This is a genomic window from Saccharolobus shibatae B12 (assembly GCF_019175345.1).
GTDB classification, from domain to species: domain Archaea; phylum Thermoproteota; class Thermoprotei_A; order Sulfolobales; family Sulfolobaceae; genus Saccharolobus; species Saccharolobus shibatae.
On the sequence record NZ_CP077717.1, the window covers coordinates 1,943,293 to 1,968,808 of the forward strand.

The window sequence follows — 25,516 nt, forward strand, 5'->3', positions numbered from 1 at the left end:
CCTAATCTATTAGCGTTTTTCTTTTTTAGACCACTAATGAAGTTTAAATTATGATGATTAAGATAAAGAGGGTTTACGATCCAATAGAGAAAGATGACGGAATAAGAATCTTAGTGGATAGGTTATGGCCAAGAGGAATTGGCAAAAATAAGGTAGATTTATGGCTTAAAGATATAGCACCTAGTGATGAGTTACGAAGATGGTACGGTCATGATGCCAGTAAATGGGATGAGTTCAAAAGGAAATATTTCGAGGAACTAGATGCTAATCCAAAGATGAGTATTTTATTGCAATTAATTAGAAAGGGCGAAAATATTACCTTACTTTACGCCTCAAAATCACCGTATAATAATGCAATTGCGTTAAAGGAGTATCTAGAAAAAAAGATATTAAAACAATAGTTGAGATTGATTATCAGATGTTAAAATCACCGTTTGAAGTAACAATCTTGATTGAAGAGCACCCTTGTGAGGTTATGAGGATAATATCTAGTACTGGGCTTAAAGCAACTGTTGACAACGTTAAACTCGGGGATAATGCAACTGATCACATAGTCCTTTTCGAAAAAGAGGTCCAAAAAGATGATCTAATTAAACTTAAGTCCCATAGTACCAAAGTCTTAAAGCTTAATGATAGCAAAGTATGGGTTAGAACTAATGGATGCTCAGTTTGTAAGATTCTCTATACTTCAAATGTTGTCGTAGAGAAAATAAAAGTAGTAAAAGAGAGAACATTACTCTATACGCTTTTGGTCCCTAATACGATAGCTTTTAAGGAGTTTCTAGCTAATCTTACTAGTCAAGGGATAAAGTTTACAGTCCTAAACACCTCTGAAATAAGCAGTAATGACTTAACTGATAGACAAATGGAAATATTGAAACTTGCATACAAGATGGGTTATTTTGATGATGATAGGAGAGTAACTTTAACTGAATTAGCAAAGCAATTGGGAATATCAGCTCCGACTTTGGAGGAAATTATGAGGAGAGCGTTAAGGAAAGTCGTCAAGTATTATTTAGATAAAGTAGGGTAATATCTCAAAAATATAAAGAGAATGCAAAAAAGAAAGTGAAATTCCTAGAAGAAGGACTTATGTTCATATAAGGTTTGTGGAATCACTGGTGTGATTTTCCACGTTATGTTAAATTGCTTTGCTGCTTGCATTAACAAATCCATGTTATCTACATCCCATTCGCAAATGGCAATCTTCGCGTCTTGAGAGATTCTCACGCTTTCCAGCTTCATCCCTTTAGGAAGTTTCTTACCTTTAGCCATACTAACCAATTGGTTAAAGAAGTTATTTACAGCATCTTTTTGACTATCTTCCCATTGATGTACCACAACTACTTTCATATAATTTTATTTGAAAAAACTAGTATTTATATTTTATTGTTAATTTTCATATTACTTAACATCCCTTCCCACGACTTAGTCATTAGGTGTTCAGTATAATAGTCAAAAGAGTAAAAACGTATTGATGTCGAGCTCCATAAAAACCTTAATGGACGAACACGCAGTTATTTTAAAGGCGTTAGAGATACTGAACAATATGGATGTGAACAAGGATAATATGCAAGATGTTAAAATCATTATAGATTTCATAAAGAATTTCGTGGATAATTGTCATCACGTGAAGGAAGAGAAAGTGCTATTTGACTTTTTAGAACATAAAGGGATGGTAGGAGGTCCAATTTACGTTATGGTATACGAACATAACAAGTTGAGGGATATAATAAGTAGGATCGAGGCTAAATATGAAGAGATCGAAGAACTGCGAGAGAATTTGAACAAACTTATTGTACTGTTAGCCAGTCATATCGATAAGGAAAATAACGTCCTATTCCCAACTGCTGAAAATTTGTTATCTGATGACGAGAACAAGGCAATTTATGAGAAATTTGAGAGGGTAGAAGAAGAGTTCGGTAAGGAAAGACACGAGAAATATATAGAGCTAATTAACACACTTTATGATAGATATATCAATAAAAAATCAAATAAAAGATAAAAGATTAAATTACTTAATGAATTTTTCTATTTTTTAGATTAACTTTTTAATTTCTAGACTACATTAATCACAAAATTTTTTAACTCATACATGAAGTAATACATATGGAAAGCAAAAAGCTCTTGTTAATAGGTGTAATAATTACAGTCGTAGTCGCAAGTGTAGTAGGGTATGCTTATTATTACAATAACTATTTACCAGTACAAAATTCTGTAACATACTATAACCAACAACTACAGTACATGGGATATTACGCACAAGGGAATTACGGAATGATGGGTAAAGGAATGTACCATATGATGGGATATTATGGAGGATATGAAATGATGTATGAAAATACAATTCCAATAAGCGAGGCAATATCCATGATGAGAAATGTTCCATCTTACGTTAAAGTGTTTTCCAATAACAACACTTTACTCTTCACCTCTTCAAATATAGTATTAGTAGTTTTGGGAATGGGTCATGAGAGGGCAATAAACTTAACTGGACAACAACCGCCAGCCTATGCGCAGCACGACGTCTTCGTAATCTACGGTTTGATTAACCCAACACTTATTATACCGAGAGGAGCTACAGTTCAAGTTGTATTCATTAATCTAGATGATGATATGTTACATAATATTGCAATTACACCAGTCCCACCACCTTACCCCTATTACCCTATGATGTACATTAGAATGAATACAATAGGAATGACACCAATGTTACCTTATGCGAACTATAATTCTGGACAAGCTTATGAGTTCAGCTTTACAACCACCTTCAGTCAGCCAGGTGTATATTATTACGTTTGCGAATATCCCGGTCATGCAGAAATGGGAATGTATGGAGAGATAGTGGTGGTGTAAAAGATGGAGAACTATCAAATTTTAGGATTAGTTGGCTCACTACTTTTAATTGTTGGAATAGCTATTCCTTTCGCATTTTTCTACCCTAGATACGGAATGATGGGATATGGAGGAATGATGTTTTACGGCTTCATGGGATTTCTAGTTATATCTGCATTTGTTTTGGGTATAATCGGTTCATTAATTTCAGAAAGGACAATAGCAGGTGTGCTATTAGTTTTAGCTGCAGTACTTCCAATACCTGCCATGGGATTTATCGGAATAGTATCATTTATCCTATTACTGATTGCTGGAATTCTAGCTTTCACTAGTGGTAAGAAGACTTAATCAGATATACTATCCAATTCTCTTTTTTATTTTTATTTACTATAATGTCAATACCTTTCTTAAGTTTCAGTCTTGCAAGTATCCTAGCTGGATCAACTTTAGAAATTATCACTATTATTTCACCCTCTCCTATCTCATTAATCCTTCTTTCAATTATCTTATGAGAGGAGAACTCTAAAACTCTAGTATCAATTATGTACCTTATCATCTCATGGATTATATGACCTCTCTAGATATAAAAGGAGGAGCTAAAATATAAGGTGGTTAAATAAAGTGAATCGGAAAGTCCAATAAAGTTGTGTCGAAATTTTTGCATATTTACCGTGTCTCTCATATGGTCGCTAAAGAGCTCTAGGTATCTTCAACTCTGTACTTCTAACTGGCATTTTCAAAAACGTAGTAACCCTAATGTTTTAGCGTACCATTTTTTATAATATAAGGTAAAACACTATCCCATGGAACTAGATCTAAGAAGTGTGGAACCAGAATATAGGCACAGATTAGTGTTAGAAAGCTTCGATAAGCTGAAAGAAGGAGAGGAGTTGACAGTAATAGCTGATCATTATCCATCTCATTTAATACAACTACTATCTGGTCATGTTGAGAAGTATAAGGTTGAGCAAACGGAAAATGGTGATTTCGTATTAAGGTTGACAAAAAAGAAGGGAGAAACTAATAAGGCGATAATTTCACACATTTCCGAGTTTAGAAAAACTGGAGAAGTTTTCACTCCAATTCCAGTACTTAGGAAAGAAGAGTATGGGGTTATTTTGGTCTTTTTCAAGCCAGCGCAATATATTCCAATACATGCACCAAATTCAGATTTAATATTTTATGTACTACAAGGACAGGGAAAAGTTACCGTTGGCAATAAGGAATATGAAGTACGTGATGGGTCAATCGTAATAGTACCTAAAGGAGTTAAGAGAGGAGTTAAGGCTGACACTTATATGGAGGCTTTACACATAGTTATACCAAGCCCTTCACCAGAAGATCACGAGAAAGTAATGGAAGCAGCAAAAAAGGGTATTGCAGAGGTTAATCTAAAACACTAGACTGTAGCATTTTTGCATAACTTTTAATTACTTTTTTAATCGTTTCTCGATATCATTTTTATTATGATTATGTTCATATAGGCGTTTCCCTCGACTAGCCCCAATGAGTTGAGGGTGACTGTGTATGATCCCTTAAGAGGATATGTCACTATTTGACACCGTTAAATTACGTCATTACTACGTTTTTCTCTATATAAGAAGTAGCTAGAATGCAACAGTATAAGGTTTTAATGCAACAATGCTATACATGAAAATAGTGAACATAATTTATGGCAAAAGTTAACGTGGAAAAGTTAGATGAGCAAAAGAAGATAGCTATTCTCAAAAAGGCAATAGATGAGCTAGGCTTAAGTTACGTCTCACGCCAAATAGGTGTAGATAGGTCAACATTAAACCGTTACGTAAACGGTAAAATTAAGAAGATACCTAACGAGGTTATTGAGAAAGCCTCAGACCTTCTAACAGTTGAGGAGTTAAACGACATACTCTACGGGCTTAAGAGCACTGACGTAGACCCTACGACGGCTATAAGCGTCATAGTTAAAGCTAAGACAGATGAGTCCTTTAGGAACTTTTTCTTAACGTTATTATGGCAAGAGTTAGGAGAGTACATTAAAGAGCTGTCAAATACGTACATAGTGAGCGATGATGATGTAAAGCTATTTGAGAAGATAATGAAGACTCAAAGGGCTAAGAAGACTGCATATACGAGAACTAATTCGCTAAAGCGTGCATTAGCTGAACTGAATTACGAATTAACACCTACCAGGTTAAAGGAGTACATGCTAGACGTGTTATAAGAGAGTAAGGGGAGAGCCGAAAACGTAGGAAAGGCGTTAAAATTGGTTATCAAGGAAGTTATAAAGCCAAAGAATCCCCGAATTGCAAGGGAATTATACGACGCCGTAAAGATACCTAAGTATGAACGTGAATACACACCAATAAATTTGGAGTTAGAGACGGTTAAGCAAATCTTTAACGCCATAGAAGGCTTAGGGGCTAAGGCTTACTTCCTCATTTTAGCTGAGACTGGTCTAAGGACTGGTGAGGTTTTCAGCCTAAGACTAGACCAAGTGGACTTGGAAAACCGCGTTATTAGGATAGGAAAAGTGACTAAGACAAAGAGGGCTTACGTAACATTTATCCATCAGCCCACTGTAGAGTGGTTAAAGGAAACGTATCTCCCATACCGTGAACGATTTGTAAGAAGGTATGCTAATTCCCTTAAAGCTTTAAACGTTAACATAGAGCAATGGAAGGCTAAGCTATTCCCTTTTGACGAGGACGATATAAGGACAGAGATTAAGATAGCAATGAGGAAAGTGATAGGAAGGGAATTTCGATTATACGATTTACGCTCATTCTTTGCTAGCTATATGTTGAAACAAGGGGTCAGCCCCTTAGTCGTAAACGTGTTACAAGGTAGAACACCGCCTCAACAATTTCAAATCCTTCAAGAACGTTACCTTAACCTATCGGAAAAGGAATTACGAGAGATATACGATAAACACGCCCCGAGGTTACTCTAGTTTTAAACTGAAGAATATCTTCATATATAATTATTATGAATTTAATTAACTAGGGTCATACAATGGAGAACGTTCCCGATCTCCTTATTATATTTATTATAATTAGGTATTCTAGTTGTAATTAACATTTCTTAGAAATAAGAGAATTAACAGAAGAATAAGGTTAAGGATAATTGATACTATTAGTTGTGTTCCCAAATTTATGAAAGAAAAGAGAAAAATTATTAAAGAGAAAGAAAGTTCTCTAGAGAGTAAATAAAGACTCATATATGAATTTCTCTCATTAGCAGTAGAGTACCTAGTTATATAAACTGAAGCTAAGGGATAAATAATACCATGAGAAATACCGAGTATAAATGCTGCTATAGTATCTATAATATAAATCTGCTCAAAAAGTATTGTAAAGCCTAATACTGTTAATATGATAGAAAGCGAAGAAAGAATCTTAAGATTCTTAATTTTTATGGTACTAAGTAAAGTCCTTGATAGTACAGTAGATGCGAAAAATGGGATAAAAATAGAGTAAGCAATTCCAGCACTGAAGTGCTTAATAATAATAATAAGGTAAACTGGTAAGAATGTAGAGATAACAGTAAATCCAGTGACGTAAGAGATCGTGATTAAGATTGATGTGATAATTCCATAATTAACTTTTAATTTTAGGTTAAATATTTCCTTTTTATCTTTCATTCTTTGTATTAAGCTGTAAATAAAAAGGACTAGAGATAATGCCAGATAGAAGATAAAGAGAAGTTCAAAGCCTATGAAAAGCATTATGAATGTTTGAACTACTGGTTGAACAATAGTAGAAATACCTAGGACTAAAGAGTAAAGATAGAGATGCTTTTCACCATAAAAAGATGCTATAGTAAGCATATAAGCTATTATAATCCCGAAAGAGAACCCAGCCATAGCATTAGATAGATAAAATAGCAAAGGATTTTTTATAATTATTATAAAGATTATAGAGATAATAACAAAAAATGTAGCTAGGCGAAAGATTAACCTCCTGAATAAAAAGAAAGAGATGAATGTGCCTATGAGAGAAAAGATGTACAGGTAAACTTCAACTAAACTGAAGTCCGTAATGTCGTAATATACTTTTGCCAATATTGGAGAGGTAGTATAAAAGAAATTATAAATAAAGCGAGAAAAGAATAATGATAAATAAAACAATAAAATGGTTTTATCTTTCATTATCCTAACCAACCGTTAGATTTTTCTTGCCTTAATGCATTCCATATTATTTCATCTTGGTCTGGTTTAAATGAGAAACAAAGTGGAACATAGTTATCAAAATACAAGTTGATTTGATTAGTACAAGGGGTATATTCATTCATCTTGTGATTTACTGTTTCGTTTTGGTATTCTTCCCAAGTAATTTCCTTATCATTGTAGTTAGCTATGTGATGAATTGAAGAAAGAAGTGCTGAACACACTCTAAGTACACCATTAGGGTGTATAAGAACTCTTTCTCCCATTTTAACTGGGCAGTATCCATAAAACTTCTTGTTTTTCTCAAATTCTTCTCTTGTTACGAAGTGCTGAGGTAATCTTACCTTTATTTTATATTCATTATTAGCTATTTTAGTTCTAATATTTTTGTATATTTCTATCCAATCATATGGATTTATTGCAACGTGTTGATCCCAGGCATCAACTTCTGTTCCCATCTTAAATATTACGTGGAAGTTTATCCTACTCACTCCTAGCTCTTCTGCAAATCTAATCATTCTATCTATTAAAGTCCATTTTTCACTCCCATCTGTTGGTATCAAGTACTTTGTAACTGTAGTAGTGATGTTAACATTATAACCTTTTTTAATTGATTGGATTAAATTATTAACTGATATTTTAAACGTGCCTCTTCCTCTAAGTTTATCATGAATTTCTGGTGTAGGTCCATCAATACTAAAGCTAATTTCATCAAGAAGTTTAAATTCTTCTTTATCAAGTAATTTATCTATTAGAAGTCCATTAGTAACTATCCTAACGTATCTATAATTATATACTTTTTTAGCCGCATAAATTAATGTCAGTAGATCTCTCCATTCATTAGTAATTCCGTATAGAGTGGGTTCTCCTCCTAGTATTGATAATTTTATTGCGCCGAGTTTCCTAAAGGTATAAATTAGTTTTAATGCCGTTTCTAAGGGAATCTCTCTTTTATGCAATTTTCCACTTATTATATTTGGTTTGTAAATACAATGTTCACATAATAAGTTACAGTTATCAGTCACATATAAAAAAACTTGCTTAATTCTATCTTTAAAATAATTTTAGACTTTATTATCAAGATTCATGCTTTCTAATGGAATTTTATCTAGTATTGTCATACTATAAATCTATTAAGTAAGTTTTTATACTTTTAGTTTGAAAAGAGTATTCATGTTATATTAAACTCTGTTAATCTTTGTTATAATTTTATATCATTCATTTCTTTGTTTTACTATATTTTATATATAATAAATTTAAATTATAAATTAATAATATTATTTATTTTGCCATATAATATATGCATGTCAATTTCTAAAATTATCTTAATAATTATAATTTTGGTATTATAGGACTTAGTTAGACTAGTTTTTTATTTTTTGGCTGATATCATATCCTATGAACAGACATCCTCAGATACTTTCGGTTCATCTTTTTCTTTTGAAGGAAGGTAAAATTCTTTTGCAATTAAGGAAGAATACAGGATACATGGATGGCTGGTGGAGTGTTATAGCTGGTCATGTCGAAGCTAGAGAATCTGCCACAAGTGCAATGATAAGAGAAGCTATGGAAGAGGCTGGAATTAAACTTAGCCGTGAGGATTTAGTGCTTATCCATGTAATGCACAGATTTGAAAACCAAGAGAGAGTAGACTTTTTCTTTAAAGCAATTAAGTGGATAGGTGAATCCACAATTAAAGAACCTAATAAAGCTGAAGCTTTAAGATGGTTTGAGCTTGGCAAGCTTCCAGAAAATTTAGTTCCTTATGTAAGACAAGCAATTGACTTAGGACTATTAAAAGGACAAATATACAGTGAATTTGGTTGGGAAAAGACATAGCACTTAAAAACATAAGAATTATTACAGAGATTAAATCTCTATTTGTAAGTAATAAGAAATATTAATGAATACATTTTTCAAATTATATCTAGTAATAGTAATAATGAGTTTTATTTTATTCTTCAAGAGATTTAATCTAATATTGGAAATAATTTTCCTATTATCTTATAAAATAATATTTTCAAATTTAATTATTACTGTAAAATTGAGATATGTATTATATATTTAGGCTTCATCATATTTTCATACTTTTGCTAAATTCTTAGTTCCTGCACTTTAATAGAGTATCAATTAATTCGTTACTCCATCGTTCCTTATTGGAATTATTTATTCAATAATCTATTATAAAACTTCTTTGTTTTTACTGTAGTATTTAGCACGCATCTTAACTTATTATCCGGTGTAATTATGTTTATTTTTATATCTACATAATGCGTGCTTCATAAAATTTATAATTTATAAAAATCACCGTAATTATATTATATTATAATTAAATCTATGATAAAATTAGTTATATATCAGTATTTTCTTGAATTAGGAGTTCTAACTGCAAAAAGTTTTTACTAGGAAGATTAAGAGGATGATGTGAAAACTGTAGGACTTATAGCATTCATTGTAGTCCTTGCGATTGAATTAATTTTTATGAACGCCTTGAATTCATTAAATCAAGGGATCTTACAACTCTCTAACATTAATATTTTCAGTCAACCGAAGATATCTTTCTTTATCGAAGGTAATAAATTAGAAGTATGCATAAATAATCCTGAGAATTTCTCTATTGTAGTTTGTAATATAAATGGAAAAGAAATAAGTTTGCCTAATCCTAGGATCGTTCCAGCACTAACAGCTGAGAATATTACGTTACAAGTTAATAATTATCACGAATTTTACAATAATATCAGAAACAATGATTGCATAGTTTTTATTAAGTTGCATTTCCTTAATGTTACTGTTTGTACAAGTGAGACAATATGATAAAATATCCCTTATCTACATTGGCTTTAATACTAAACGTTATTGTGTCACTCTTACCTTATTGTTGGTGGACATATTCTGTAGGAGGAATTGTTAAGATTAACGATTCCTTATTTCTTTTAAATATTTACTTTGAAGGTCAGTATTTGTATATTTCCAATTTTATTAATGTATTACTTTTGCATTCAGATTTTATGTTATAGCAGTTTCCTTATATTTCCTATATCTAATTCTAAGAAAAGGCGAGAAAAGAAATTACTTACTAATAACCTGGGCTTCACTATTTTACATTCTAGATCCAGTAATAATGTACATTATATTTAATTACATACTTTCGCACTTTATTCAAGGCATTACCTATCCATTTTTCATTATAGGACAAGAAAGCGTAGAATTTACAGACTCAGGATATCAAATAACAATGCTTATACAGAGTTACCCAACGTTCGCTTATTGGTTTTCATTATCTGTAGGAATAATCAACTTGATTTCTAGATTTCTCAAGAAATACTAAATTGACTTTACTAATCTATTTTAGGCTTTATAATTATTCTTACTCTGGTCTATGATTAGCAAGGAAGAGCTTACGGATAGCACTACGAAAGCCAATATGCCATAAAATATGCTTATATTTATAAATAAACCTATTATTAAAGGAATTATTATAAATACGACATAATGGAAAAGCATGTTTAGCGAATTAGCTAAGTTCTTATATTTCTCGTCTTTAAATTCTCTCGCTATAACTAAGCCGGATAAAGTTAATAATAATCCATGCGGAAATCCTAGAAGTATACTAAAAAATAGAAATAAAGGATTATTAATCATTAACAAAATTGAACATAAAATTACCATCACGGCACCAAAAAAATTTTCATTTTACTTTCTTCTACTTATAAATAAGATACCTAGATAACGACACTACTAAAAGGAATACAAAGAAGTACAAGAAACAAAGCGAAATACTCACATGATAATGGTAGTGAGCTAGTAAAGCTAGGTAAACATTTATAAATGCAATTGATATATCGTAAGGCAAACTGATTATATTTGCGATTCATGGTTTTTTATTAAATATTACACGAAAAGAAACCATGGACTTTTTTGCTTTATTCCTAGAATTTAACTGCTGAAATATGCTTAAAATTCTTTTTCTCTAAAAATCACTATACACCAAGTTTCTTCATATACATTTCCAAACCTCTCTACTAGGCCACTTTCTAAACCTATATATATATTCCATCATTATCGGGAAATTTCTTCCTCAAATTTTCAGCTCTTTCTTGCGCCTTTTATAATTTCCTTATTCATGGAGTTATAGGGACTACTGAAGGAAATGCTAAAATTTCGTAATTTGTTACGTAGTTCTTAAGCACTTCCTCTACTGCTTTAGTTTACTAGTAGTTCCTAAGTAAAATTTCATAAAATCGTGTTAAAGGAGAAATTAGAAAGCTTCTATTATTCAAGGTCTTTTCCTAATTTCTCCTTAATTATTAACCTAGCAGAATTATAACCTGGAATCCCGGAAACTTGACCCCCAGGACAAGTTCCTGCTCCTCCTAAGTACAAGTCCTTTATTGGAGTTTTATATCCCCAACCTTTCTCAGGCCTACCGTCAAATAAGTAAGGTTCCCTCATTGGTAAGTGATTAAGGTCTCCTGCAGGTAAATTATAAATTTCCTCAGCAATTTTTGCGTTCAATTTATCTACGTGAATGACCTCTCCCTTAAACCTATCCATAACCTCCTCATATTTACCCATGAACTCCATTACTATTCCTCCCCTACTATCATCGACTACAGAAGGAATAACTATCTCTCCTCCCTCAAAGTCAATAATTGAATTAAGAAAGCCCTTTATCCTCTCGTCAACCTTAGGCATTTCTCTAAAGATTACGTTATATTTAACCCAACCGTATTTGTGCAGGAAGAATTTGTGGTCGTATTCAGCTAAAATCATTGTCTCAGCAGGACCTGCAGTAGATAAAACGACGTCAGCCTTGTAAACCTTATCCTTAACTTTAACTCCTACGGCTTTATCGTTCTCTACTATGATTTTATCAACTTTCTCGTTAACAAGCTCTACTCCTATCTTCTTAGCCTTCTCGAAGACCTTTTCAACTACTGTTCCCATTCCTCCCTTAACAAAAGACCAGTCATCATAAAAGTACGAAACTAAATAGCCTGGAGAACTCTCCATGCCGGGGTAAATGAAGAAGTAATGAAGGTCCTCTGAAAGGTACTTCGATAAAAACTCCTTAGAAGGCCTCATAACGTCTTCAACGCCTATTTTCTTAGCCTCCTCCCTTACTTCCCTTTCCGACGGAGGAGTGGTTACGAAAGTGAACTTTTCCTCTAAAAGCTTCTTAAACTTTGTAATCTTCTCTTCAAACTCTGGGAATTTGTCTTCTCCCGCATTTACCAACTCTTTTAGCCTCTTTTCCTTATCCCTCCAGAACGGTATTATCCTATCTTCTAACCATATTGTTTGTATTGGATCTTGTTGAATTACTGGAATTTCAAACTCTTCCACGAACTTTTTAGGCATTAAACCTAAAACATAGGAAGCCCTACTTACTTTAACGCCTTTTATGGCCGTTGTGTCCGTCATTCCTCCAAATTTATTATCAAAAACTATTACGTCAAATCCTGCTTTCCTTAGATAATAAGAGGCTATTAAACCGTTATGTCCTGCTCCAACGACTATAACTCTCATAAAATAAAAATAAGCTTAAGGAAAAAAGAAGTTTTAGTAGGTTTGGCTCTTCTTTTCAAATGCCTTTACTAATGCGGACTTTACGTTATGTAGGGGCACTTCTATCTTCTCTAACTTTGGTGCCTCTAAAGTAGAGGCTATAAATGAGACTGCATTATCTAAACTTACCCCTCAAAGTTTTGCGTCTTGCCCTTTAGTAATGTCAGCACTAGATTTCCTAACCATAGTAACGTAGCAAAATCTGCAATCACTGCTCCAAAGCTTGCTAGCATTTCTGGAAAGAGTGAATTTATCTGCCCTCCTGCTCCGAATACCTTAGAATAAGCACTTGGGGTTGTTGATAAATAAATAATATTATCTCCTTTTGAATTTGCAATTTCTTTTATAGATATCCAGAAGTCTCTTATGTGATCTTGATATTGCCTATAAACAGCAAAGTCTACTCCCGAGAGTGTTAAACAAGATATAATAAAGGAAATAAAGGAGTTAATGGCTGAAGACCCATACCTTAGAGACGTCTATCAAGCCATCTTAGAGCTTTTTGAGAAGGGAAGAGACGAGACAGCATATAAAATATACTTCCTCATACAATAGCTGAAACTTCAGAACGCCGTTTACCTCACTAAGTTAAGGCTTTTTTCGGTGAGAGGTTTTCAGAAATCTCACCAATAAAAGAGAGTATATTTCATAAAAAAGTAAGGGGAATTAACGCTTTCATGAAAAGATAAGCAATTTCGGAAAAGTTTTCTAACGTGATTAATTCCCATTTTTCACTAAATATATTCAGTTTCGTGAACGTTATCTCCTTCTTAAGTGAATATATTCAGTTTGACTATTACAATAATAGATTTTGATCAGAGTCCTTAACATCTTGATTCAATATTGATTCAAACTTGCATTCAATCTAAATTTACGTTCTCTTACGGGTATTTCTCCTCATTTAATATTGATAAGCAATATTGCATTCAATATGAGAAAGGCATATAAACGTAAAATGAGAGAGTAAAGACGTTATGCCAAGGAGAAGGACTAATTATTATCAGAGGTGGTTAAAGAATCACGTTACTATTACATTACGTCTTTCCCCTCAAGAGGAAGAGGGTATTAAAAAATACAAGAGTGAAACAAACTTGTCTTACCGCGATATGCTTTTAGACTACTTCCCATTACTCTCAGCAGTAAAGGAGTTTCTAAAAGTTCTTGAGGTTAGGGGTTACTTATACGATAAGTCTGATGTGAATAACGTTAGGTTCATGAGTGAGCTATATTATCAACAGTTACCGGAACGTATAAGGCAATTATTTGAGGAAAAACAGTTCACGATAAAAGAAGGCTTTTCAACAAGGATTGTAAAAGGTTATGTGTTAAAAAAGGAATAACTTTTTCCAAATTGGTATAAGCGCTTATACCAAAATGGAGAATCAGTATATTTTAACAAATTAGTATTACTCCAGTGGAAATTAGCTATAACAAAAGGAAGTTTTTAAATTCGGTTTCTAACACCGTAAAGTTTAGGAAAAAAATACGCTTATTTGATTTCAGGAAAGAAAAATTTAGGAGAAAGTTTAGGTAAAAATTATCATACTAAAAATAGACTTTAAATGAATTTAAAGTAAGATTGAGATAGGTTTAACTGAGTGTCAAATATGTCCGAAAGAGTAAGGAAGAAAAATGGCGTAAGACCGAATATTACAAACATAACCGTATACTTGGATAGGGAAGACGCTAAAAAATTAGAGCAATTAGCAAAGGAACAAGGTTTACCCGGTAAAAGCACACTGATAAGGCAATTAGTTAAGCATTACCTAAAACGCCATTCATCATGAACTCAGCCTAAGCAGTTCAATCACAAGTCAAGAAAAAAGGGAGATGGGGAACGCGGGCATGGATAACTCTCTCTAACTTTAAAAATCTTTCCCTCACACAAACGCTCTTTAAGTCACGGCTAAGCGATAGGAAAGCCCATGAGAAGAAGGACAGTAATACTATCTACGTAACAGATCTCCTTTATTGCCCATTAAAACCAAGGCTAAGGGAAAAGTTTAAGGAATTAACATACGCTGAGGCTTATAATCCCTCTACATTACACGGTTCACTAATTCACGAAAGCGTGGAAAGGATATTAGTAGAGGAGTTAAACGCTGAGGTAGAAGTTCCGGTTTCAAAGGAAATAACTATTGACGGTGAGGTCTACAAACTCATAGGAAGGATTGACGCAAGAAAAGACAATACGATTATCGAGATAAAGACCTCAAAGAGTGACGTAGGGATACCGAGGGAAGAACACATACTTCAGCTCAAGATTTACATAAACATGTTAAACGCGTCTTACGGTATTTTACTCTACATAACACCGGATCGTATAACTGAATTCTACGTAGATACGGGGATAACAGACGATAAATTAGCTGAACTAGCCCAAGACTACATTTACGCAAGGCATACCCCTAAACACGATTGGGAGTGTAAGTATTGCGTCTTTGCTAAGGTTTGCCCTCATAAGGTGAACGTTAATGAAGGTAAAGACGCAAGTTAAAGCAATAATTACAAACGGGGACTACAAGAGCCTAACCATAAACGGTATACACGTAGTAATAGATGATGATAACGCATACATCAACGACACACCTATACCTAAGGAGATAGCAGAAGACGTAATAGACCATGTTAAGGCTGAGACACCAATACGCTTACACCTACATTACGTAGAGTATGAGGCTAATCTAACGTTAGAGATAGAGGATTACGGCATAACGGTCACGCAAAGAGGGAAGGAACTCCTAACGATCATTTTCAAGGGGAATAACGCGTTACTACTCACTCCTAAGCATTCACACAAGATAAGGAATGCTCACAGATTGAGGAGATTGCTGAAACGTGAGGTCATTTCCCTATGCGTGAGATAAATCAACTTTTAATCCCTGGGGTGACGTTACAGAGGACAGAGAAGAGGACTACAATAAAGGGAAAGCCCTATAACTACGCTCAGTACTACGTTTATATACCAAAGAAGTTTGAGGCTCTTGTTAAGGACAAGGAATGGTTAGTTACGGTTATCTTAGATGACCAAGAAATCCCAATAGGCTTAAAGAAACCTACTAGGCATAACAAACACTACATCATAACCTTACCAAGTAACTTAGCAGTGTATTGGGAAAAGTACGTTTACAAAGAGGTTACGATACTGTTGGAGAGAACGGGTTAAGGCATGTCTTCTTTTTTCCTCTCCTTCTTCTGTCGATTTTTGGATTATTTCACGTTTGAAAAGGGAAAATGCAGTTCCACTTACTATTATGGCTGAGGAGTATGCAAAGGAGAAGAATATACCAAAGCAGTCAGCCCGTAAAGTTCTTGAAAAGCGTCTAAAGATACTAGTAGAGCAAGGCATAGTAGAACGCTTAAACACTTACCCGGTCTCCTATAAGCTAAAGAAACTCCCTAAAATTCTCCTTTTACCTTTTAGTAAAAAGTTTCGGCTAAACGAGAGCTTTGACTAGAGTTTAAATAATCACAAATCCACAACTTTAGAAAAAAGTGCAAATCCAAAACAAAAATTCCAAGAATCGAGGAAGATGAAGAGGAATATAGGGCTTAGAGTGATTACCCTGGCTAATAGATATAGGCAAAAAGCATTACTTACTGCTCAGTACAAAGCCTCTATTCACCCTGGCACTAGAGAGCATTCAGATATCGCTTTTCTTTATCAAGAGAACATTAAGGAATGGAACAATAGCGTAATGGTTTTCATGAATGATGATGAGGAATTCATAATCATGAACGTTAGGACTAGGTTTAATGATAAGAAGAGGGCGTTTACCCAGCTCGTAAAAAGCAGTAAGGCTTTAGATAATGCGTTTAAGCAATACAAGAACGTAATCATGATAACCATTACTATCCCCCACATTTTCCCTTTAGTTATTCCTATTAAGGACAAAGGAAGGATTATCGGCTTTATCCCCTTACAAGATTCCATAATTACGAAATTGAAGAAAAACATGGAATCCTGGATTAGAAAGATGTGGAATGATGAGGATAAGAAGAAGAAAGATATCAAGGTATTTACGGCTTACGAGTATCATAGAGATTACACTTTACATTTGCATATATACGTTTTTGGGATTCCGTATCTTATCGACTGGAGTAGGAAATTCGGAAGGAAGAAAGAGAATGCCTTCATTTACTACTTTAGGAAGTACAATATCCCCATACCTAAAGAATTGAAGGAGAAGTATGGTATTCAGTCCCTTCAAGAGTTAAAGGAAAAATTGGATAAAGAAGAGCTTTCGGTTGATGACAAGACCCTTCTCAGCAAGTACATCTTCACGGCGTTACTTGACATGTGGTTACAGAAGATTCTCACAAGGTTTGGCTCAGTGTTAAGGATTAATCTCCTTGAGGCTTATTTGAGATATAAGGAGAAGGAGAGGTTACAAGGACCTATTAATGATATCCACCAAATTAAAAACGGAAAATGGACGGGAAAGCCACCAAAGGATTCGGTTATAGAGTATAGCAGTGGGGCGTGTTATAGGAAAGTTCTTTCTCCTAAGCAATACGCTTTAAAATACGTTATAAAGATGGTTTACGCTATTGCTCAAGGTGTTAGTATTGAGGAGAAAGACCAGGCTAAGGTTTACGGCTATTGGCTCTTTGGGAAACGTTTCAACTCTTATTCTCCTTCATTAATCCCGAAAGAATCTAAAGAAAAGATGAAGGAGAGTTATTGGCATTTTGTAGGGGTGTTTAGAAAACTGGATTTACCGGATTACATAATGGACAATATCCTTTTAGATTTTACGTGATGAGGGATGATTATAGGTATTGGTAAAGGACCTTTATCATATTTCGCATGGAAGCATATGAGTGAATACGTATACAGACCGCTTTACCCTTATCCTCTTTTTTATGACGCTAAGAGAGACCTTTTAACGAGTAAGTTAGCTTATATTGATTATTTGAGGAGACTGCAAGTTAAGAGGAATGAGGTTAAGATTGCAGTTTACCCCGATTACGTTTTACCGCATGAAAGTCGTGTGAATTTATCTCTATTAAAGTCGATTGAGTTTATTGTTCCCATTCACTCCTTAGAAAAGGACATAACGATAGTTGAAGAGTTACAAGAGATGGGCTTTAAGGTTTATTATGGTTATGCCTCAGATAAGCGGTATAGGTCATATACGCTTAGTGAGTTCCTTAGTATTAAAGGAAGGAAATGGTATTTGGGAATTTCAACAATGCGTGAATTTGAAGAGGCTCTACGCTATAATTTTGATGGTATTGATATAACTGGTTATCTCCTTAGGAATCATAAAATAAGAAAGGATTCGGAGAGACTAAAAAGGAGAGTTGAAGAGTTGATTATAAAGGTTAAGCAAAAGCGGATTACGGATTTCATTGGAAATAGCTATTAGCTTACCCATTTTGGTATAAGTGCTTATCCCAACGGTGAAATGTACGGGATTATAAGACGCAAGAGGTAACGTTTTCATATACGCGTTAGCGGAATATTTTATAAAGACGGTATACACGCAAATATGCTAACGTGCAACATTTACGTATTGTATATCTCGTTAAAATGCAACTATTTAACCCCTTAAGAGGGGTTCCAATGGCGGAATTAGAAGTAATTAAAAGCAAGCATGAGTTACGCCATGGATAAACACAAACAACCTCTCTCTTTTATATACTTTAATTTCCTATTTTTTGATAAGATGATAACTCTCGTTGGAAAGATATTCGATGGAGAAAGAATTATTGAACAAGGCACAGTGATTGTAGAAAATAATAAGATTGAAAGAATCGTAGAAGGAATCGAAATTCCTCAAGGAAGTGAGGTTATTCATGGCAATTTCATAATGCCAGGGTTAGTCGATTCCCATTTGCATTTCTTCGGAGTTGAAGAGGATAACGTTCTCTCTTGGAATATAGTTAACGAAATTGACGCTGCAATAAGGAGTACTAGGGACATGGAAAGACTATTACGTTCAGGATTTACCCTAGTTAGGGATTTGGGAAGTAAGGTCGCAGTTAGGTTAGATTACCTTCAGAGAAGAGGGGAAATATTAGGACCAACTGTGATCGCCTCTGGATACTCTTTAGCGATCACTGGCGGTAACGATGATCCTAAGGATTTACCAATAGACATTGCACAAAGACTTTCATACTCATTCTACTGTGATTCCTCTTATGAGTGCAGAAAGGCTGTAAGAATGGCAATAAGGCAAGGTGCTAGGGTAATAAAAGTTTACGCCTCTGGAGCATTTTCTCAAGGTGGAAAAATCTTACCGGGGTTGGCATTGGATGAGCTTAAGGCCATAGTTGACGAATCACATAGGTTTAGTTTGAAAGTGGCATCTCATGCTTACGGAAAAGATGCAATCATGAACTCAATCTTAGCTGGTGTTGATACAATAGAACATGGCTTAGGATTGGATGATGAAACTGCGAGCATGATTAAGGAAAGGGGAATTTGTTACATTCCGACGTTAGCTACTTATGAAATTCCATTTGAGGTAAGAGATCCGGAAGCTAAGGTTTACAGAGAAGAGTTAGTTAAGAGACATTTCAGCGAGGATATGAGTATCGCCGTTTCGCATAAATTGAAAATAGCTACTGGTACGGATTACGTGGGATCTAAGAGGAGACCTCATGGACAGAACTACAGAGAAGCTGTGTTGCTATCTAAATATATGAGTAATTTAGAGGTATTAAGGGCATCAACTTCAATAGCTTCCGAATGCCTCGACGTTAAGGCTGGGTATATAAGGGAAGGGTATAGGGCTGACTTAATAGTATTAAAGGATGATCCCACTAAGGATATTGAGAACTTGAAGCCCACTAACGTTTCATATGTTATTAAGGATGGTAAGCTATATACCGGTTATGGATTGTATCAAGAATAACTAATCTTTTCTAACCGCTTCTATAACGGTTAATTTGGAGGCCTTCCATGCAGGATATATACCAGCTATAATACTCGTCACTAAGGCTATTGCAATTGAGATTCCAACATCAGACATTGAGAGAAGCGGACGTATGAGTATAAGTAAATTTGAACCATTACTTGAACCTGCGTTAAACGGTATACCATTTATGTCTAACAAATATGTCCCCACAAAAGTTAATGTTAATCCTACAATTCCTCCAATTATCCCTACAATAAGTGCTTCTAATAAGAAGGTTAATAAGATTTGTCTAGTTGTTAGCCCTAGGGTTTTCATTATTCCAATTTCCCTAGTTCTCTGATAGACTCTAGCTAAAGTTATCCCCATTATTCCAACGGCACCAACGAATAGTGATATAGATCCTATTAATATTACTAGAAACGAAAAGCTCGTTATTATAACTTGAACAGATGATATTGCTTGCTGTATTGTAGTTACCGTTAAGGAGTTCCCGTAAATGTAGCTTAATAGAGTGGTGATCGTATTAATTTCACTTATACTACCAGCTTGCAATACTACTAGAAAATAGCCTGGAGGATTTATCAGTGCCTTGGCCTCACTTAATGGAATGAAAATGACATCTGAGGTATCACCTATGACAACGGATTGGGTTGGTTGTAATACACCATATACTGTTAAGGGAACCGTATTTCCATTAGATAGTTTTAGAATTATCGTTGAACCAGGTTGAATGGTTATATTTGGAATGGGATGTGCTATATCATGGCCTATTACCGCGTATGGCACCGTGACTGGGGGATACACCGTGCCATTCTCAAGTTCCACTTTTCCTACTAATGACGATATGTTATCCACACCTATTACTAGAACATTAATAACCCTTCCCCCTATTTGAACTATGCCATGGGCTTCAATTACCGGATATACTGCATATATGCCAGGTAAGGAGCTCATAAAGGAGACATCCGTTGGTGATACGTAACCTATCTCATTAAAAACGTAAATATTGGTAGGATTAAGTTGAAAAAGCGTGGAAATTACTGAATGCTCCACTCCTTGACTAAAAGCTTCTATGAATGAAACGCTGGTTATTCCGATCATGATGGCTATAATTGATATTATGGCTAAAGTTCTCCTAGCCATTAAGCCCTTATAAGCAAGCCATAAGATATCTATAGCATTCATAATGCACTTTAACCAATCTAGCATTAAAAATCTATCAATTTGATATGCTAATAGTTCTTAATAACTTGTATTTCTGCGGATCTTTACAGAATTCCCTATTCGTTAATCCGTATTCTATTGCCTCCTTCTTACCCAACTTCCTAAAGATTTCAGCTCCTTTATAATACACCTTGAAGTAATATTTAGGTACTGAAAACCAATATTCGTCTCCTCTGTAACCCATAATCTCCTCGTCAATCCACGTGGCGAAACCCTCGACAAATTGGAAATACCTTAACAGTTTTCCATTTCCTATTCCGAAAGCCAAAGGAATAGCCTCAATTATCATGTGAAGATAAGGGAACTTGGGTTTACAGATTTTATCTTGAACGAAATGCACTAATTCATGTATTAATGTTCTCTCCAACTCATACTTATAATCACCAAAGTAACCTATTGCTACTACGTTGTCCCTATAAAAACCATAAAAGGGGATACTAGTCTCGATTATGAGAGGAGTTGGAAAGGAAAATCCTAAGAACTGCTCTAATTTCTTCTTAGCACTACTAAGTATTTCAGCATTCCCCATATGTAAATATTCGTATCGATAATTATTAAATTTTTCTACTAAATGTTGAGAGTTATTGTGGAAAATCTTTAATTAAGAAAATTAGTAGATAAGTTTAAACTATACTTCTAGAATTTAAACTTACTAATTCGTATAGAGGAACAGTTTAACGCTAGGCAATCTCGTACATGGAGAGAAGTAGAAAGTATTACTTGGTGAAGACAGAACTATAGCTAAAATATTGCTGTCTCAGTATAACTTAATGCTATCTAACAATATTTTAAAAAAACAATAATAGTTATGGACAAGATGCCATATCTTAAATGGAAAAATCTAGGTACAAAGGAAAAGAATTAGCAACTTCCCATGAATTTTGATATTAATGCCATAGAATATAAGCTATTTCATTTGAATAATACCGGTCTAGTTCAATTTTGACTAATGTTATCGCTTATCTCAAGAAAAATGATGCTCCCATACTGACGTGATTGAGATAATAGTTTACCACACAATAAATTCAGCTTTGATATAAGTGAAAAGACTTAATAGTTTTTGTTTTAGATAAAAAGACGTAATGGCCAATAAAGTCGTTAAGGCTACCAACGAAGAACTACAACAAGTTTACAACAATATACCAAAAGCCTATGATAGGGCTAATAGATTTATTTCCTTTAATCAAGATGTGAGGTGGAGAGCAGATCTTGTTAAGACCATACTCAAGTTCTGTGAAAGACCTAAATTAGTTTTAGATGTAGCAGGTGGAAAAGGCGAACTCTCATATACATTTAAGAAAATTTTCAAGGTGAATGCTAAATATGAGATCATATTGTCTGACTATGCCGAAAACATGCTTAAAATGGCACTAATAGAAGAAGACAAGGTACTTTGCTCCTTTGACGCGTTACCATTTAGGGAAAAAATGTTTGATGTCGTAATGAGTAGTTTCGCCTTACATGCAGCTGACAATATAGAGGATGTGATAAGAGAAATTACTAGAGTTTCAAGAAAAATTGTGGGATTTATAGCCATGGGCAAACCAGACAGTTGGATAAAAAGAGTCTATTTGAGCGTCTACCTAAGATATATTATGCCATATATCGCAGCCCTAGCCGGAGCCAAGTCGAGGGACTTCAAATACATTTATTACATTTATGAAAGAGTACCTACTAATTCTTTCCATAAGAAGATCTTTGAGAAATACATTGATATTAAAGTATACGAGGAGAGGGGACTAAATTTATTCTATTTTGTGGTAGGGTTTCCTAAAGGGTGACTTTGTACAAAACCAACTAATAAGATGTAGATGTATTTTGTATGATCATAAAAAACAAATGAATAAGCGTAACGCTATGAACCAGTAGTAAATCTTTTTTAGTAATTATAACAAATAAATAATTGTGTCAAGTGATATTGTAGAGAGATTAAAAAATGACCCTGAATTCATAAAGAAAGTTGCAGAAGCAGTAGCCAGCAACATAATAGTGACTAAACTAGAAGATATTGACAAGAAGATTAACTACTTGATGGATCAGAACAAGTTAATTTGGGAAAAATTCCTAGACCAAAACCAAAAATTCAACAAAATATTAGAAGATATGAAGAAGGAAGATGAGAGACATAATACGGAAATGGAGAGGCTAGATAAAAGAATTGACGAAACCATTAACATGTTTAAAAAGGAGGTTACGGATTTAAGAGAAGTAGTTACGGGAGTAAAAAGGGAAACTGTGAACCTAAGACAAGAGGTTACAAATCTGAGAAACGACGTTGAGGACATGAAAAAGGACATTAGACTGATAAAAAAAGATATTAGAGACATAAAGAGAGCTATTGAGGGTTTAAGTATAACTATAGAAGATGAGGCAATAGACTTCTTAGCCTATAAGCTTAAAAAGGAATATAACATTACCGCAATAGTCCAGTCTTTAGAAATTCCTAAAGTGATTGAGATTGATCTGTATGCTGAACATAACGATTACGTATTTGTAGGGGAAGTTAAGATGAGGGCTGGGGTTAAGGCTATTACCCAATTGGAAAACGCTATTGAGAAACTATTAAAGGTGAAACCTGAATTGAGTAAAAAGAAGATTATTCCAATAATTTACGCTAAGAGAGTTACATTTGAATTAATTGATGAATGTAAGAAAAGAGGAATATACTTGACCAATGGAATGTCGGACATAACACCACTTGATTTATAAACTATAAAGAGTTGTTGAAAATTATCTCCTTTTCGTAAAACTAATTATACCTAGCAATATGCCGCTAACTAGAGAAGCTAAGCCTATCAGCGAGCTTGGATAACTGTAGGGTACGACGTAACTATACACGCCATAACCCATCAAAATCACTGCTGCTATAGCTAATAATACATCCCAAGCTTGTAGTCTTGAAATCTTATTTATAAATGACGGAAAAACTCCAGATACTATTACGTGTGAAGCGTAAAGAGTCACTAGAGAGATTTCGGTTGTAATGCTGTAAACGTTTAGATATTGCCCCGTAAGTGATGCTATTAAATTGACTAAAGTAAATGGTATTGCCACTACAAATATTGACTTTAGCATATCTTTTCTTATTAATGAATATGAAAGTCTGGAAAGTGCAACATAAGCTGCTAATACTGAGCCAATTAGACTGTTTGCTGTGAATATGAAAAATACTAAGGAAAACGTGTTACCCATGAACTTCTCGGCAATGTAAAACCCAGGGTAATTCGTAATGTTAAGTAAATTGGTTACACTCACATTTGAATAACCCGCAGCAGCTATTTCGAAATACGCTGCAAACAAAACCGCAATTGCCGCTATCCAGTATGCGATAAGGTAACTTTTTCCCACAGTCTTCCCTTTCCCTATTGCCTCATAGCCTAAGAAGAACGACGCACCACCTCCAGCTAGGGTGAAACCGACTCCTACAGCTCCTTGAAAGAAATCCGATATTGGTACTTTAAGTGCTAACGGCTCTATTGATAATCCAGTAACGCTTAGAACCTTTATACCTAATATTAGAATAAGAATTACCTCTATACTAGATGTTACTAGAGCGTAAAATAGGGGTGGCTTAATTCCAGCTAGCAAAAACAGAGTTAGAATTATTGGTATTAAGACCTCAATGAGAGCTATTGTAATTGGAGTTAAGCTGAACTCAGAAGGTAAAACTACGCTAGCAAGATAAGTCGTAGCAGATGGTAAGTAGATCATGTAACTTATCCAGTAAAGCCAACCGGCAATTCTACCAGTTAACTCTCCACCTCCAACTCTCGCAAACTCATATGTTCCGCCAGTAGAGGCTATTACTTTGGAATATCTGTAACCTATTAGAACCCAAAGGAAATAGATCAATGAACCTAGTATTCCCGCTATGACCGTGGACGAAAGGGAATAGGATAAGGCATAAGTTAAGTAGGCTGAGGCAGAACCCAAAGGTGCTATTGACGCCAATGATTGTGCGTAAACTAAAATTGGTGGGATAGTATTCTCCTTAGGTTCGAGCTTCTTGGATAGACTATCCATACAGATTCCTCTTATGAGCATCCTATTAAAAGTTACTTGTGAAGCAATGTGTAAAAGATTTAATTTTTGTTTATATTTAAACATATTAGACTTATGTATTTCAAAAGGAAAGTATATATTTGGTGATAAGATGGTTTTCATAGATAATTTGGGTTTGATGTTATTTATATTGCCATTAGTATCAGTGTTAATAGCTTATACTACAATTCAAGCTTTCATAGGATTTAGAAAAAGCGGTTATGAGGCAATAAAAAGAAGCCTCGACGATTCCATACTTCCCGCTGCAATTTTGGGTATAATAATCATAATACTCAGCCTATGGGGAGAATTCACTTGGACATTACCAGGTAGTTATAATATATTATTTTATGACGTATACCTATTACTTGGTATAACGATCCTCTCCTATTCAATTGCTGTATACATGGGAAAGAGATTACAAAGCACTGGAATATTCTCGTTATTCGTAGGCTTAATAACTATTTACTACGGTGTTTCGGGTTATAATTTAGGGCTTACTAAGGAACCATTGGCATTATTAGCACTATACGCTACTTACGGAATAGCTGGTATTTTAGGATATCCAGTAACCTTAGCGTTAGATAAGCTTAGAGATCAACAAGGAGTTAAGGATCCAAAGCTAGAAGGATGGATGTACGCTTTCTTCCTATTATTTTGGATATTTGTTGTGATTGCGGGAATTATAGGCGCGTTCATTGCAGTTGAAACTATCCCGGCCCATCTAGCACATCCTCCATAAAGGTATTTTCTTTAATCTTTTTTATCGATACCGGAAAACTTCTAATTTGTGAGAGAAGATTAAGTCCAACATGTAGAAAGATATATTAGAAAT

28 protein-coding genes and 1 pseudogene are annotated in these 25,516 nt (G+C 34.4%); 20 read left to right on the plus strand and 9 right to left on the minus strand.

All coding sequences use genetic code 11. The features are described 5' to 3' along the window. Window positions 1-53 precede the first annotated feature (53 nt). The gene (locus J5U23_RS10215; protein WP_218260273.1) at window positions 54-401 is read left to right on the plus strand and encodes a DUF488 domain-containing protein; all 348 of its coding nucleotides are present in this window, start codon (window positions 54-56) and stop codon (window positions 399-401) included. 17 nt (window positions 402-418) lie between these two features. Beyond that, window positions 419-1,033 (plus strand): helix-turn-helix domain-containing protein, encoded by a 615-nt coding sequence (locus J5U23_RS10220; RefSeq protein ID WP_218258149.1) that lies wholly within the window; start codon window positions 419-421, stop codon window positions 1,031-1,033. A 44-nt stretch (window positions 1,034-1,077) separates the two neighbouring features. Here J5U23_RS10220 and J5U23_RS10225 read toward each other — a convergent pair whose 3' ends face one another. Beyond that, entirely contained in the window at window positions 1,078-1,353 is a 276-nt protein-coding gene (locus J5U23_RS10225; protein WP_218266086.1) for a hypothetical protein, read from the minus strand. Window positions 1,354-1,477: 124 nt separating this feature from the next. On the opposite strand from J5U23_RS10225, the gene J5U23_RS10230 reads away from it, so the two are divergent. From J5U23_RS10230 to J5U23_RS10240, 3 genes are all read left to right on the plus strand, one after another. Continuing rightward, on the plus strand, window positions 1,478-2,005 hold the full coding sequence (locus tag J5U23_RS10230; RefSeq protein WP_218266087.1) for a hemerythrin domain-containing protein: 528 nt from the start codon (window positions 1,478-1,480) through the stop codon (window positions 2,003-2,005). 104 nt (window positions 2,006-2,109) lie between these two features. Next, entirely contained in the window at window positions 2,110-2,856 is a 747-nt protein-coding gene (locus tag J5U23_RS10235) for a plastocyanin/azurin family copper-binding protein (protein WP_218266088.1), read from the plus strand. A 3-nt stretch (window positions 2,857-2,859) separates the two neighbouring features. Continuing rightward, window positions 2,860-3,183, plus strand: a complete 324-nt coding sequence (locus tag J5U23_RS10240) for a hypothetical protein (protein ID WP_218266089.1) — start codon at window positions 2,860-2,862, stop codon at window positions 3,181-3,183. Here the strand turns inward: J5U23_RS10240 and J5U23_RS10245 are convergent. After that, the gene (locus J5U23_RS10245; protein ID WP_218266090.1) at window positions 3,164-3,391 is read right to left on the minus strand and encodes a hypothetical protein; all 228 of its coding nucleotides are present in this window, start codon (window positions 3,389-3,391) and stop codon (window positions 3,164-3,166) included. The genes J5U23_RS10240 and J5U23_RS10245 overlap by 20 nt on opposite strands. Window positions 3,392-3,638: 247 nt before the next feature. Between J5U23_RS10245 and J5U23_RS10250 the strand changes: the two genes are divergently transcribed. Then, on the plus strand, window positions 3,639-4,238 hold the full coding sequence (locus J5U23_RS10250) for a DUF2249 domain-containing protein (protein ID WP_218258155.1): 600 nt from the start codon (window positions 3,639-3,641) through the stop codon (window positions 4,236-4,238). Window positions 4,239-4,507: 269 nt separating this feature from the next. Then, window positions 4,508-5,767, plus strand: a pseudogene (locus J5U23_RS16175) (tyrosine-type recombinase/integrase). Between the two features lie 111 nt (window positions 5,768-5,878). Here J5U23_RS16175 and J5U23_RS10260 read toward each other — a convergent pair. Both J5U23_RS10260 and J5U23_RS10265 read right to left on the minus strand, forming a co-directional pair. Then, the gene (locus J5U23_RS10260; RefSeq protein WP_218266091.1) at window positions 5,879-6,703 is read right to left on the minus strand and encodes an MFS transporter; all 825 of its coding nucleotides are present in this window, start codon (window positions 6,701-6,703) and stop codon (window positions 5,879-5,881) included. 260 nt (window positions 6,704-6,963) lie between these two features. Beyond that, on the minus strand, window positions 6,964-8,007 hold the full coding sequence (locus J5U23_RS10265; protein ID WP_218266092.1) for a radical SAM protein: 1,044 nt from the start codon (window positions 8,005-8,007) through the stop codon (window positions 6,964-6,966). Window positions 8,008-8,380: 373 nt separating this feature from the next. Between J5U23_RS10265 and J5U23_RS10270 the strand changes: the two genes are divergently transcribed. Beyond that, entirely contained in the window at window positions 8,381-8,821 is a 441-nt protein-coding gene (locus J5U23_RS10270) for an NUDIX hydrolase (protein WP_218266093.1), read from the plus strand. Between the two features lie 585 nt (window positions 8,822-9,406). Then, entirely contained in the window at window positions 9,407-9,796 is a 390-nt protein-coding gene (locus tag J5U23_RS10275) for a hypothetical protein (RefSeq protein WP_218258161.1), read from the plus strand. Window positions 9,797-10,330: 534 nt separating this feature from the next. On the opposite strand, the gene J5U23_RS10280 is transcribed toward J5U23_RS10275, so the two are convergent. Together J5U23_RS10280 and J5U23_RS10285 are read right to left on the minus strand one after the other, a co-directional pair. Then, the gene (locus J5U23_RS10280; RefSeq protein WP_218266094.1) at window positions 10,331-10,651 is read right to left on the minus strand and encodes a hypothetical protein; all 321 of its coding nucleotides are present in this window, start codon (window positions 10,649-10,651) and stop codon (window positions 10,331-10,333) included. 603 nt (window positions 10,652-11,254) lie between these two features. After that, the gene (locus tag J5U23_RS10285; RefSeq protein ID WP_218266095.1) at window positions 11,255-12,511 is read right to left on the minus strand and encodes a phytoene desaturase family protein; all 1,257 of its coding nucleotides are present in this window, start codon (window positions 12,509-12,511) and stop codon (window positions 11,255-11,257) included. A gap of 1,013 nt (window positions 12,512-13,524) precedes the next feature. On the opposite strand from J5U23_RS10285, the gene J5U23_RS10290 reads away from it, so the two are divergent. The 8 genes from J5U23_RS10290 to J5U23_RS10325 all read left to right on the plus strand — a co-directional run bounded on the left by J5U23_RS10290 (window position 13,525) and on the right by J5U23_RS10325 (window position 19,413). After that, window positions 13,525-13,890, plus strand: coding sequence for a hypothetical protein (locus J5U23_RS10290; protein ID WP_218258164.1), 366 nt, complete (start codon window positions 13,525-13,527; stop codon window positions 13,888-13,890). A 267-nt stretch (window positions 13,891-14,157) separates the two neighbouring features. After that, window positions 14,158-14,337, plus strand: a complete 180-nt coding sequence (locus tag J5U23_RS10295; protein WP_218258165.1) for a ribbon-helix-helix domain-containing protein — start codon at window positions 14,158-14,160, stop codon at window positions 14,335-14,337. 161 nt (window positions 14,338-14,498) lie between these two features. Then, window positions 14,499-15,047, plus strand: coding sequence for a CRISPR-associated protein Cas4 (gene cas4, locus J5U23_RS10300; RefSeq protein ID WP_244988862.1), 549 nt, complete (start codon window positions 14,499-14,501; stop codon window positions 15,045-15,047). After that, complete coding sequence (locus tag J5U23_RS10305) at window positions 15,025-15,417, plus strand: hypothetical protein (protein ID WP_218258166.1); 393 nt, start codon at window positions 15,025-15,027, stop codon at window positions 15,415-15,417. Before cas4 ends, J5U23_RS10305 begins: the two co-directional genes overlap by 23 nt. Beyond that, entirely contained in the window at window positions 15,405-15,716 is a 312-nt protein-coding gene (locus J5U23_RS10310) for a hypothetical protein (RefSeq protein WP_010980589.1), read from the plus strand. The genes J5U23_RS10305 and J5U23_RS10310 overlap by 13 nt, the downstream gene beginning before the upstream one ends. A gap of 391 nt (window positions 15,717-16,107) precedes the next feature. Continuing rightward, the gene (locus tag J5U23_RS10315; RefSeq protein WP_244988780.1) at window positions 16,108-17,313 is read left to right on the plus strand and encodes a hypothetical protein; all 1,206 of its coding nucleotides are present in this window, start codon (window positions 16,108-16,110) and stop codon (window positions 17,311-17,313) included. A 6-nt stretch (window positions 17,314-17,319) separates the two neighbouring features. Continuing rightward, window positions 17,320-17,922, plus strand: coding sequence for a hypothetical protein (locus J5U23_RS10320; protein ID WP_218266096.1), 603 nt, complete (start codon window positions 17,320-17,322; stop codon window positions 17,920-17,922). A 300-nt stretch (window positions 17,923-18,222) separates the two neighbouring features. After that, on the plus strand, window positions 18,223-19,413 hold the full coding sequence (locus J5U23_RS10325) for a metal-dependent hydrolase family protein (RefSeq protein ID WP_218258167.1): 1,191 nt from the start codon (window positions 18,223-18,225) through the stop codon (window positions 19,411-19,413). Here the strand turns inward: J5U23_RS10325 and J5U23_RS10330 are convergent, their stop codons facing one another. Together J5U23_RS10330 and J5U23_RS10335 are read right to left on the minus strand one after the other, a co-directional pair. Continuing rightward, the gene (locus J5U23_RS10330) at window positions 19,414-20,601 is read right to left on the minus strand and encodes an ABC transporter permease (protein WP_218266097.1); all 1,188 of its coding nucleotides are present in this window, start codon (window positions 20,599-20,601) and stop codon (window positions 19,414-19,416) included. A 34-nt stretch (window positions 20,602-20,635) separates the two neighbouring features. After that, window positions 20,636-21,169 carry a hypothetical protein gene (locus J5U23_RS10335; RefSeq protein ID WP_218266098.1) on the minus strand — a complete coding sequence of 178 codons (534 nt, stop codon included), beginning with the start codon at window positions 21,167-21,169 and terminating at the stop codon, window positions 20,636-20,638. Between the two features lie 553 nt (window positions 21,170-21,722). Here J5U23_RS10335 and J5U23_RS10340 point away from each other — a divergent pair. Both J5U23_RS10340 and J5U23_RS10345 read left to right on the plus strand, forming a co-directional pair. Continuing rightward, window positions 21,723-22,421, plus strand: a complete 699-nt coding sequence (locus J5U23_RS10340; protein WP_218258170.1) for a class I SAM-dependent methyltransferase — start codon at window positions 21,723-21,725, stop codon at window positions 22,419-22,421. A gap of 124 nt (window positions 22,422-22,545) precedes the next feature. Further along, window positions 22,546-23,349, plus strand: coding sequence for a kinetochore Spc7 family protein (locus J5U23_RS10345; RefSeq protein WP_218266099.1), 804 nt, complete (start codon window positions 22,546-22,548; stop codon window positions 23,347-23,349). Between the two features lie 21 nt (window positions 23,350-23,370). Here the strand turns inward: J5U23_RS10345 and J5U23_RS10350 are convergent, their stop codons facing one another. Then, window positions 23,371-24,747 (minus strand): APC family permease, encoded by a 1,377-nt coding sequence (locus tag J5U23_RS10350; protein ID WP_218258172.1) that lies wholly within the window; start codon window positions 24,745-24,747, stop codon window positions 23,371-23,373. Window positions 24,748-24,793: 46 nt separating this feature from the next. On the opposite strand from J5U23_RS10350, the gene J5U23_RS10355 reads away from it, so the two are divergent. Then, on the plus strand, window positions 24,794-25,423 hold the full coding sequence (locus J5U23_RS10355) for a DUF981 family protein (RefSeq protein WP_218266100.1): 630 nt from the start codon (window positions 24,794-24,796) through the stop codon (window positions 25,421-25,423). The last annotated feature ends 93 nt before the right edge of the window (window positions 25,424-25,516 follow it).

Coding starts and splice junctions, on each gene's coding strand:
- J5U23_RS10325 (WP_218258167.1), top strand. CDS start 18,223: ATGATAACTCTCGTTGGAAAGATATTCGATGGAGAAAGAATTATTGAA.
- J5U23_RS10250 (WP_218258155.1), top strand. CDS start 3,639: ATGGAACTAGATCTAAGAAGTGTGGAACCAGAATATAGGCACAGATTA.
- J5U23_RS10280 (WP_218266094.1), bottom strand. CDS start 10,651: ATGGTAATTTTATGTTCAATTTTGTTAATGATTAATAATCCTTTATTT.
- J5U23_RS10295 (WP_218258165.1), top strand. CDS start 14,158: ATGTCCGAAAGAGTAAGGAAGAAAAATGGCGTAAGACCGAATATTACA.
- J5U23_RS10355 (WP_218266100.1), top strand. CDS start 24,794: ATGGTTTTCATAGATAATTTGGGTTTGATGTTATTTATATTGCCATTA.
- J5U23_RS10310 (WP_010980589.1), top strand. CDS start 15,405: ATGCGTGAGATAAATCAACTTTTAATCCCTGGGGTGACGTTACAGAGG.
- J5U23_RS10350 (WP_218258172.1), bottom strand. CDS start 24,747: ATGTTTAAATATAAACAAAAATTAAATCTTTTACACATTGCTTCACAA.
- J5U23_RS10230 (WP_218266087.1), top strand. CDS start 1,478: ATGTCGAGCTCCATAAAAACCTTAATGGACGAACACGCAGTTATTTTA.
- J5U23_RS10225 (WP_218266086.1), bottom strand. CDS start 1,353: ATGAAAGTAGTTGTGGTACATCAATGGGAAGATAGTCAAAAAGATGCT.
- J5U23_RS10270 (WP_218266093.1), top strand. CDS start 8,381: ATGAACAGACATCCTCAGATACTTTCGGTTCATCTTTTTCTTTTGAAG.
- J5U23_RS10235 (WP_218266088.1), top strand. CDS start 2,110: ATGGAAAGCAAAAAGCTCTTGTTAATAGGTGTAATAATTACAGTCGTA.
- J5U23_RS10240 (WP_218266089.1), top strand. CDS start 2,860: ATGGAGAACTATCAAATTTTAGGATTAGTTGGCTCACTACTTTTAATT.
- J5U23_RS10215 (WP_218260273.1), top strand. CDS start 54: ATGATTAAGATAAAGAGGGTTTACGATCCAATAGAGAAAGATGACGGA.
- J5U23_RS10340 (WP_218258170.1), top strand. CDS start 21,723: ATGGCCAATAAAGTCGTTAAGGCTACCAACGAAGAACTACAACAAGTT.
- J5U23_RS10245 (WP_218266090.1), bottom strand. CDS start 3,391: ATGATAAGGTACATAATTGATACTAGAGTTTTAGAGTTCTCCTCTCAT.
- J5U23_RS10220 (WP_218258149.1), top strand. CDS start 419: ATGTTAAAATCACCGTTTGAAGTAACAATCTTGATTGAAGAGCACCCT.
- J5U23_RS10305 (WP_218258166.1), top strand. CDS start 15,025: ATGAAGGTAAAGACGCAAGTTAAAGCAATAATTACAAACGGGGACTAC.
- J5U23_RS10330 (WP_218266097.1), bottom strand. CDS start 20,601: ATGAATGCTATAGATATCTTATGGCTTGCTTATAAGGGCTTAATGGCT.
- J5U23_RS10285 (WP_218266095.1), bottom strand. CDS start 12,511: ATGAGAGTTATAGTCGTTGGAGCAGGACATAACGGTTTAATAGCCTCT.
- J5U23_RS10335 (WP_218266098.1), bottom strand. CDS start 21,169: ATGGGGAATGCTGAAATACTTAGTAGTGCTAAGAAGAAATTAGAGCAG.
- J5U23_RS10320 (WP_218266096.1), top strand. CDS start 17,320: ATGATTATAGGTATTGGTAAAGGACCTTTATCATATTTCGCATGGAAG.
- J5U23_RS10290 (WP_218258164.1), top strand. CDS start 13,525: ATGCCAAGGAGAAGGACTAATTATTATCAGAGGTGGTTAAAGAATCAC.